This is a genomic window from Pseudoalteromonas sp. BSi20652, assembly GCF_000239855.1.
Lineage (GTDB): Bacteria > Pseudomonadota > Gammaproteobacteria > Enterobacterales > Alteromonadaceae > Pseudoalteromonas.
The window spans coordinates 1-9,809 of the sequence record NZ_BADT01000253.1 but is presented as its reverse complement, the minus strand read 5'-3'; the positions used below and the strand labels follow the sequence as shown (position 1 = coordinate 9,809).

The 9,809-nt window shown below is 38.4% G+C and carries 5 protein-coding genes and 1 pseudogene; 2 read left to right on the top strand and 4 right to left on the bottom strand.

Features of this window, described 5'->3' with window-relative positions:
* The 3 genes from P20652_RS19340 to P20652_RS00305 form a co-directional block, all read right to left on the bottom strand.
* On the bottom strand, positions 1-1,688 hold a 1,688-nt coding region (locus P20652_RS19340; RefSeq protein ID WP_033018253.1), incomplete at its 3' end, for a glycoside hydrolase family 13 protein.
* 2 nt (positions 1,689-1,690) lie between these two features.
* Positions 1,691-3,181: a tryptophan halogenase family protein gene (locus P20652_RS00300; protein ID WP_008172993.1), complete on the bottom strand. Its 1,491-nt coding sequence runs from the start codon at positions 3,179-3,181 to the stop codon at positions 1,691-1,693.
* Positions 3,182-3,313: 132 nt separating this feature from the next.
* Positions 3,314-6,097 (bottom strand): TonB-dependent receptor, encoded by a 2,784-nt coding sequence (locus tag P20652_RS00305; RefSeq protein WP_008172991.1) that lies wholly within the window; start codon positions 6,095-6,097, stop codon positions 3,314-3,316.
* A gap of 661 nt (positions 6,098-6,758) precedes the next feature.
* On the opposite strand from P20652_RS00305, the pseudogene P20652_RS19335 reads away from it, so the two are divergent.
* Positions 6,759-8,382 (top strand): annotated as a pseudogene (locus P20652_RS19335) (alpha-glucosidase).
* Positions 8,383-8,474: 92 nt separating this feature from the next.
* Here P20652_RS19335 and P20652_RS00310 read toward each other — a convergent pair.
* Positions 8,475-9,020 (bottom strand): TIGR00645 family protein, encoded by a 546-nt coding sequence (locus P20652_RS00310; protein ID WP_007582598.1) that lies wholly within the window; start codon positions 9,018-9,020, stop codon positions 8,475-8,477.
* A 239-nt stretch (positions 9,021-9,259) separates the two neighbouring features.
* Here P20652_RS00310 and P20652_RS00315 point away from each other — a divergent pair, with 239 nt between their 5' ends.
* Positions 9,260-9,502 (top strand): hypothetical protein, encoded by a 243-nt coding sequence (locus P20652_RS00315; protein WP_007582596.1) that lies wholly within the window; start codon positions 9,260-9,262, stop codon positions 9,500-9,502.
* Positions 9,503-9,809: the final 307 nt, after the last annotated feature.

Below are 9,809 nucleotides of genomic sequence, written 5' to 3'. Positions count from 1 at the left end.
TTCATAAAAACTAATACTGTTTGCGTATTACTAACGCGAGCATAACTATAAACACCATTGTTCGGACTGAAATGAACGAGCTTACCCTTTGCAAGCGCCGGGCTTTGCTTTCTAAAGTTAAGTAGCGTGCTTATAGTTTCGTGCATATCGCGCTGATCTTTACTTAACCCGACTCCAGTAAACGCATTAGCGTTTTGATTTTTGAACCCACCTGGAAAATCAATGCGTATATCACCATGATCTTTACTCGGCGTATTATCCAATAATATTTCGGTTCCATAATATATTTGAGCAATGCCGCGCGTTGTTAAAAACAAAGTCATCGCCATTTTAGTTTTAGCTAAGTCTTGCCCAAATTCCGTATATAAACGGCTCATATCGTGGTTATCAGCAAACACCATAATGTTATTGGTGTCTGGGTATAAAAAATCGTTAGCTAATGACTGATATACTTTAACCCAGCCTGTGCTCCAACTTTCATCTTCATTTAAAGCTCGAATTACCGCCTCTTGCAACGAAAAGTCCATCACACTGGGTAAGCTTGACACATACCCATCTTGATTTACTTTACCGCGCTGCCAATACGACGCTATTGCAGGGTTTGAAGTCCACTCTTCGCCAACAATATTAAAGTGTGGGTATTCATCCATAATGGCTTTTGTCCAATCACTCAAAAATGCTTTGTCTGAATAAGAATAGGTATCTACACGAATACCGCTTAAATCTGCGTATTCAATCCACCAAATTGCATTTTGAATTAAATACTCATTTAATAATGGTTGGCGCTGGTTTAAATCGGGCATGCTAGCGACAAACCAACCATCGCTAAACTGGCGTTTATCGTAGTTACTTGCGTGTGGATCTTGAATTGTTTGGCGCGCATGGCTTGTGGCATTTTTGCCATTTTCAAACTGCCCATTAAAGTTAATCCAATCTTGAGTTGGTTTATCCTTCATCCACGGGTGCTCAGCACCAAAGTGATTAAGCACCATATCCATAACAAGCCCAATGCCCTGCTCTTTGGCCTTTATTGATAACGTTTTGTATAGGTTATTCGATCCCATTCGCGGATCAACGTTGTAAAAATCTGTAATCGCGTAACCATGATAAGAGTAATCTGGCATGTTGTTTTCAAGCACTGGAGTAAGCCAAAGCTGTGTTACACCTAAATTATTTAAATACGGTAATGCGTTAATAACACCTTGAATATCCCCTCCATGTCGCCCGCCTTTAAAACCTGGGTTTGCAGCTTCTAGCATGCTTTTAACGGTGTCATTTGTGGAGTCGCCATTTACAAAGCGATCTGGGTTAATTAAATATAAAGCATCTGCACTTGTGAAACCTTGGCGTTGCGCGCTATTTTTATCTCGAGTAAATAAAGGAAACTCAAAGCTATACGCTGTATTAGTGCTGTTAAACTTGAGCGTTCCTGCTTTTGCGTTATCGCTAATATTTAAATGTAGGAAAGCATAATTAGGGTTGTCGGTACGTGTTACGTTATTAAGTTCAACCCCTTTATACTTATCTAATTTAAATTCTTCGTTAGCTATATTTTGCTCATGCATGAGTACTGTAATGTTATTTTTATTCATGCCTACCCACCAATTGGCAGGCTCTACATTAAGTGCATAACTTAAGCTTGGTAAGCTACATACGCTTACTAGTAAAAGTGTGTTTAAAAATCGCATTGTTATACCTTTTTAATGCTGGCTAAAAAATTCTGGTGAGTTGGTAACTGCGTTACAGTTGAGCTGATCAACGTTTTTAAAGTAGAGAATAAATCGCTCAGTTGATCATCACTTAGTGAATCAACAATACTGTTATAGTCATCAGGGATAAGCCCTTGCCCTATCATGACTTGCTGCCAAGCAACTTCGGCGAATAGTTCATCATCTTCACGTATTACTTTGCCTGTGTGTTTAAATAAATTCAGTTTATGGGTAAGGGAATTTGGTATATCCATTTGCATGCATTGACGCCAAAACGGGGAGTCTTCTCGCTCGGTGAGTTTATAATGCAAAATAATAAAATCACGTATGTGCTCTAATTCAATAACGCTTTGTTTATTAAACTTCGTTACTAACGCATCGCTAATACCGTTGTGTGGAAATAGCTTAATTAAACGCGTAACCGCAGTTTGAATTAAATGAATACTGGTTGACTCTAGCGGCTCTAAAAAACCACTTGAAAGGCCAACCGACACCACATTTTTATGCCATTGCTTTAAACGCCGACCTGTTTTGAATTTTATAATACGGGGCTCTGTAATTGGCTCAGCGGGTAAGCTTTTTAGCAGTAACTGCTTAGCATCATCATCTGACAAGTATCTACTGCAATAAACAAGGCCATTACCAATACGATTTTGCAGTGGTATTTGCCATTGCCAACCAGCACTATGTGCAATAGATCGCGTATAGGGCTTAAGCTCATGAGTACTTTTTGTTTGTACGGCTACTGCACTATCGCATGGTAAGTAATGAGACCAATCAATAAACCCTGTATTTAGTGTTTGTTCAATTAATAGTGCACGCAGCCCGGTGCAATCTATAAATAAATCCCCACTAATTTGACTGTCGTTATCCAGTGCTAGGCTTTTAACATTGCCTGTATCGCATTGTTCAACGTGGCTTATTTTTGCATCTATGTGTTTAACACCGCGCGATATAGCCAACTTTTTTAAGTATTCAGCGTAAAGCGTCGCATCAAAATGATATGCGTAACTCAGCCCAGGTAGTTGGGTATTAGGAATTGTATTGAGGGGTGCAAATTTATGCTGTTTAGCCGCTTGGTAATTGAGTGAAAAACCCCATAAGTCGTCTTCGCAACCCGTAATTTGACCTTTTAACCAAAAGTTATAAAAATCGCAAAAGGGAAAATCTTTACCTAACGAGCCAAACGCATGCATGTAGCTATGCCCTGGCGTTTTCCAGTTTTCGAACTCTATACCTAATTTTATTGAAGCATTAGTGGCATTAATAAAATCTTGCTCGTTTATACCCAGCGCGTTATTAAGTTGAATAATGGGCGGTATCGTTGCTTCACCCACTCCTACCGTACCAATAGCTGATGATTCTATTAGTGTGATATTAATTACTTTACCTAACACTTTATTAAGCAGTGCTGCTGTTATCCACCCTGCGGTACCACCGCCTGCAATTACGACATGTTTTATTGGTTTCATATTATTGCCCACGCTTTAATACAGCGCTCAATAAACTTAATTAAGCGAATTGGTATTAATCAGTGTTTGATAAACTAGCTATAAAAAAGCCCTTGTAAAACAAATCACAAGGGCTTCTACACACAACTTTTATTATAGCTTGTAACTAAAGCCTAACAAGTAAGTACGACCGTAATCTTGGTAGTCACGTACTTGTAGAGCATTGTCGCCAGAAAGTGACGTAAACGGTTCTTCAGTTAAGTTTTGTACTTGAAACTGAACAGATAAACCTTCAAGGCTTTCAATGCCGGCCTCAGAGAAGTCATAACCTGCTTGAACATCCCAAATAGTTTCACCTAAAATATCAACTTGTTCAGTGTTAAAACCTAAACCATATACATCACCTTTAAAGGCACTGCGTTTGCGCATACTGGTACGTAATTGCATACCATGCATTTCGTAGTAAACTGTTAAGCTTTGAATTTTATCCGAAAGACCTGGTAGCTCGTAATCGTTACCGTTTTGATCTTCAATATCAGACTCAATACCAGTATGGCTGGCAATTAAACCAAAACCTTCAAGAGATGGATGGAATATTTTAAATGGTAACGCTAGTGAAAGCTCGTAACCATATAAATCGCCACCGCCGCCATTTATTTTACCGCTGCCTGTACCTGATGATGTTGCAGGAACTTCACCTGTTGAAGGGTCTGCTACGCCTGACATATCAATTGCATACGTGCCGTCAAAAATCCACTGAGTTAAATTTTTATAGAAAAACGCAGCAGAGAAGTAGCCTTCATCGCTAAAGTAATTCTCGTAAGTAAAATCGTAGCCGGTTGCTTCTTTAGGTTCTAAATTTGGGTTACCACCCGATACAGACCAATAGTTGCCATTTTCATCAGGTGTTTGATTATATGAAGCATTAACTGATGAATTCATTTCATCTAAGCGTGCACGAGAAATTGTTTTAGCAGCACCAAAACGTATCGTTTGTTGCTCATCAATCGCAAGTGACAAGTTTAAGCTAGGTAATACGTGCGAGTAATCATGACTTATGTTTGTCGGTGATGTAACAACCACACCATCAACAGTACTAAATGCATTACCTTGTGATGATTGATCAGTTTGTACATAACGCACGCCCACGTTACCCGTTAATGCAAGGCCGCTTACTTCAGCATTAATATTTGCTTGAACAAATGCAGAAGTAATTTCTTCTTTTACAGTCCACGATTTAGTCGCATGACTTGTATTTGTTAAGCTCTCTGCCAGTAAGTCGTAATAACCGTCGTTAACTAAGCCATTTACGTCATAAGCAATCATATCGCCCATGCCTATAAAGCCTAAATCAACACTTCCGTTACGGTACTGTTCTGGCACATTAAGCATGCCTGGGTTATCAAGCGAAAAGCTAGATAACGTCATAAAGTAACCTTCTGAATCTTTTGTTTTCTCACGTTCTTTGTAAGACATACCAAATTCAATAGAGCTTATGTACTCGTTTTCTAATACCTTTGAAGCCGCTATTTTTAATGTTGACAGCTCATCTTCAATGGTCGGTGCATTAATAAAACCATCTTGCGCTTGGTTTTCATACTCAGTACCAGTTAAACCATATTTATCGTTAAGTGCAGAGCTTGCACCCCACGATAGCGGGCCACCTAACTGTATTAAACCATAATCGCTATAATCTAAGTCATGAGTAAAACTTGCGCCGGTATTTCCACCATTAAATGTATAACCTAAGTTATCTGCAACACCGCGAGCATCACCACGCCCTGTACCTGAGTAGCTCTCAACACTCCAGATTTTACGGTCTACTTGTGAATAACTTGCATCAAACTCTACTGACCACGAATCGTCAATATCATATTTAGTATTAAAACCAAAAGCTGTAAGTTCCGCTTCGCGTTCTTCATAATCGTTTCGAACTACTACACGTTGGCCTTGTGTTACTGCACTAGTTATAAAGCCAGATGCTTCATCAACTACAACACTATTTGCATCAATACTACCTTGTCCCCATGCAAATGGAACTTCAATACCGCGTAGAATTTTTTCATCTGTAAAATCTACATATAACGCATCAAACGTCATGTTTAATTTATCTGTAGGTGCGGCTTCTAAAACAAGCATTGCAGAATCGCGCTCAAGTGTAGATGAACGTACAAATGGTTTAGCGCCACCTAAAATTGAATAATCGTTACCATTTTCGGTGAATTCTGGGTAGCCCCATGAGTTCCAACGTTTTTCTTGATTTGGTGAACTCATTGTATTTAAAGCAAAGGCAACACCAATTGTATCGTCAGCAAACTGATCGATGTATGAGATAGTGCCTCGATAGCCTTCATCATTACCGTCTGGATTTAATTTACCAAAGCTGGTTTGCTCATACTGCCCATTTACTTGCACAACACGCTCGCCTTTACTTAAAGGGCGCACGGTTTGCATATTAATAACACCGGCAATACCTTCAGCATCAATACTTGCATTTGGCGTTTTATAAACGGTTACACCGCTCATTATTTCTGATGGATAAAGGTCAAACTCTACACCACGGTTATCACCAATCGATACCTGCTCACGACCGTTAAACGTTGTGCCACTTTCATTCTCGCCAAAACCACGAATAGAGACACGACTTGCTCGCCCGTCTAAGCGCTGGGCGGTTAAACCGGGTAAACGCGCAATCGATTCAGCAATAGAAGAATCTGGCAATTTGCCAATGTCTTCAGCCGATATAGATTCTACAACCTGTGTAGAGAAGCGTTTTGTGTTAATAGACTCAACCACACTGCCACGAAAGCCTTTAACTTCGATAACTTCTACATCATCTTTTTTTATTGTATCTTCTTGAGCAGCCTGTGTAGCAAAGCTTGATAAGCCTGCAGCTGTTAATGCCAAAGTTAATATACTTGGTTTGAACATAGACATAATGTTTTCCCGTTACCCATATTGTGATACCCGCGTTCAATGTTTAAGTGATAGTTAAACAAGGCGAGCTAATTTTGTTGTCAGGATGAATATTAACGCCAGATTTATTTTATTAACAACTTTATGCATACGTATTCAACAATCTCAATATAGCCTAACATTAACATACATTACACGAATATAATTTTAACCATATGATTTTATTAAAAATAAACAAAACAAAAACACTGAAAGGGCATGATAGATTAAATCTATTCTGTAGAAAACTAATAGCCTCCCTACTTGAATGTAAACAAGATGAAATTAATTAGTGCTGTTATATAACGTTTAAATAATTGCACACTCACTAAGTGTTAAATTGGTCAGACCATTTCTAGTAAAACCAAGGGTATATTTCCTTTATAGTACAAACTGTTAGGTGAAATTTAACTAAAAAATGAATGAATAACATAATTGGTAAACATTAAACACACAAAACGAACACCGCTAAAGATGCGCTAATCGCTTATTTTAAATAATTTTATTGCATTATTTTTAGTGCATACGTATGCAGACTTTTTACAGAATTACAGGCTTCACGTATGCTTTTTGAAAATAACGTGATTAATCGTAATCACAATAAAGAATAGTCTAAATACTGTGTGGAATGACGGAGAAAAGCATGACCCAAAAGCAGTGGTATAAAGGTGCGGTTATTTATCAAGTTTATCCGCGTAGCTTTCAAGATAGCAACAACGATGGTATTGGTGACTTAAAAGGGATTATTAATCGTATTGATTACATTAAAAGCTTAGGCGTTGATGCAATTTGGATTTCACCTTTTTTCAAATCGCCGATGAAAGACTTTGGCTACGATATTAGTGACTACCGTGACATTGACCCGCTTTTTGGTGATTTAAACGATTTTGATGAACTTATTAGCCAAGCCCACGATCGCAACATTAAAATTATAATTGACCAAGTACTAAGCCATACATCAGATCAACACCAATGGTTTACAGATAGCCGCGAAAATCAAAATAACGATAAAGCGGATTGGTATGTTTGGGCTGAAGCTAAAGATGACGGCACAGCACCTAATAATTGGCTGTCTATTTTTGGTGGTGGCGCGTGGCAGTGGGAACCTCGCCGTGGGCAATATTATTTGCATAACTTTTTTAACCGAACAACCCGATTTAAACTTTCATAATCCTGACGTAAGACAAGCTGTACTTGATAACGTAGAGTTTTGGCTTAAAAAAGGCGTTGATGGCTTTAGATTAGATGCTATTAACTTTTGTTATCACGATGCACAACTTCGCGATAACCCAGCTAAACCAAAAGATAAGCGCCAGGGTCGTGGTTTCAGTGAAGATAACCCATACGCATTTCAGTATCATTACTACAACAACACTCAGCCAGAAAATATTGAGTTTATGCAAGACATTCGCACATTACTTAATAAATACCCAGGTACTGTATTGCTTGGCGAAATCTCATCAGAGGATTCATTGGCGACAATGGCGCAGTACACCCAAGGTGGCGATAAGCTGCACATGGGATATAGCTTTGAGCTCTTAACAAATGATTATTCAAGTGAATATATTAGAACTACGGTTCAAACTCTTGAACAACGTATGACTGAGGGTTGGCCGTGTTGGGCATTTAGTAACCATGATGTAGAGCGCGTAGCAAGTCGCTGGAGCGAAAATGGCGAAATAAACCCTCAGCAATGTAAAATGCTAACCGCCCTACTTGCCTCCCTTCGTGGCAGTGTATGTATGTACCAAGGTGAAGAGCTTGGTTTAGGTGAAGCATCTGTTGCCTTTGAAGACTTACAAGACCCATATGGCATAACATTTTGGCCTAATTTTAAAGGGCGTGATGGCTGTAGAACGCCAATGCCTTGGGAGCAAGCTGATTCACCTCATGCGGGTTTTAGTGATGTAAAACCTTGGCTACCTGTTGATGATGCACACAAACAGCAATCAGTTGCGATGCAAACAAATGATAGTCACTCAATTTTAAACGCCTACCGTGAATTTATGGCGTGGCGCAAAAGCCAAACTGTTTTACTTGAGGGTGATATTGAGTTTATTGAAACGCCTGAGCCTGTGCTTGCTTTTTATAGAACGCTTGGACCGCAAAAAATGCTGTGCATATTTAATCTAAGTTCTCAACAAACAAGTATTGATACGCCAACAACAATCGTTAAAGAATACAATGAGCTTAGCCACCACTGCGCAAAATTAAGCCAAGACACACTTACGATTGAGCCTTTCGCTTGCTTTTATGCAAAGTGTTAATGACATCAATAATTACACTTAATTTTACAGCTAACCTCTAAACATAAAAAGCCCAAGTAAATTACTTGGGCTCTTTTGTGCATTTAATTTTTCTAATGACTTTGGGTTTTACTGTTTAGGTAGTCAGTTAAAGCAAATAAAACGCCTGACATTACAAACGTGACATGAATAGTCACTTTCCAAAGTAGCTCATCACTTGGATATGCGCCTGAGTTTATAAATACTTTTAATAACTCAACAGCAGAAATAGCGACTATCGCACTTATTAATTTCATCTTTAGACCTGAAAAACCAACCTTTCCCATCCAAGATGGTCTGTCTTCGTGATTATCAATATTAAGCTTAGAAACAAAGTTCTCGTAACCACTAAATGTAATGATCAGCAATAACCCCGCTAATAATGCCGTATCAACTAAAGTTAGAATACCGACAAGTAACTCTTGATTGGTTGCTGTAAATGTCGCAATACCCATTAAATAAAGCTGCTTAAAAAACTTTATTAACAACAGTACAACTGCAAATAGTAAACCCACAAAAAATGGGGCTAGTAGCCAACGCCCTTTAAAAATAAAAGATTCTAATGCATGCTCTACTTTATTAGCTTGGCGTGGTTTTTTATTAGGGGTGTGTGATGACATTGGTTTGTCTTTTAATTAAAAAAAGCGACCTTAGCTTATAAACCACTGCAACACAATGCAGCGAAATCCTGACAAGTAAATTACTCATCCTCACGATAAAAAAATTCGTTATCTTTTATTTCGTTTTCGTTTAAAAATCAGTATACCAACAGAGTTGTTCTGGATTGGGCACTACTGGTTTATACCTAATCTTAAACTGGGTAAATCAGTCATCACACCATTTTTTTAGGAATAAACGAATGAAAAAAGCATTGCTAGCATTAATCGTAGCTCCACTATTTGCAGTATCTGCGACTTACGCGGTAGCAGACGATGCGCCAACAGCTTCAGCCGAAATGGTAAAAGAATACACAGAAATGTGTGTTAACTGGGCTAAAGATGATGACGTAAGCAATGAAGAGCTAAATGCCTACGTATTAAAATGCGTAAATGATGAGCTTGAATCTGAAGGCTATAAAAAAGTATCTTCTGTTAAGATTTAATAATACCAATTGCATTAAATTAGTGATCTATTATAACGCTAAAAATATAACTCAATAGCTAAGCGAAAAGCATGACATATATTTGTTCTCGGCAGCTGCTCCCTGCATGCCTACTTTCTGCATATATGCAGTCATATATGAATAGTTTTTAACGCAGTAACTGAGTTATTTAATACGCTAAAATGACCATGTTTTTAATAAAATTGGTATCTCCAATACGCTTAGTTGAATGTACTGCTAATAAAGCCGTTGCGAAAACATTTAACTAGGCACAAAAAACCGGAATAGACACAAGACTGTGCGTTCC

Bases quoted from the DNA above. Each gene is read 5' to 3' on its own strand.
- P20652_RS00300 (WP_008172993.1), bottom strand. From the start codon at position 3,181: ATGAAACCAATAAAACATGTCGTAATTGCAGGCGGTGGTACCGCAGGG.
- P20652_RS00305 (WP_008172991.1), bottom strand. From the start codon at position 6,097: ATGTCTATGTTCAAACCAAGTATATTAACTTTGGCATTAACAGCTGCA.
- P20652_RS00310 (WP_007582598.1), bottom strand. From the start codon at position 9,020: ATGTCATCACACACCCCTAATAAAAAACCACGCCAAGCTAATAAAGTA.
- P20652_RS00315 (WP_007582596.1), top strand. From the start codon at position 9,260: ATGAAAAAAGCATTGCTAGCATTAATCGTAGCTCCACTATTTGCAGTA.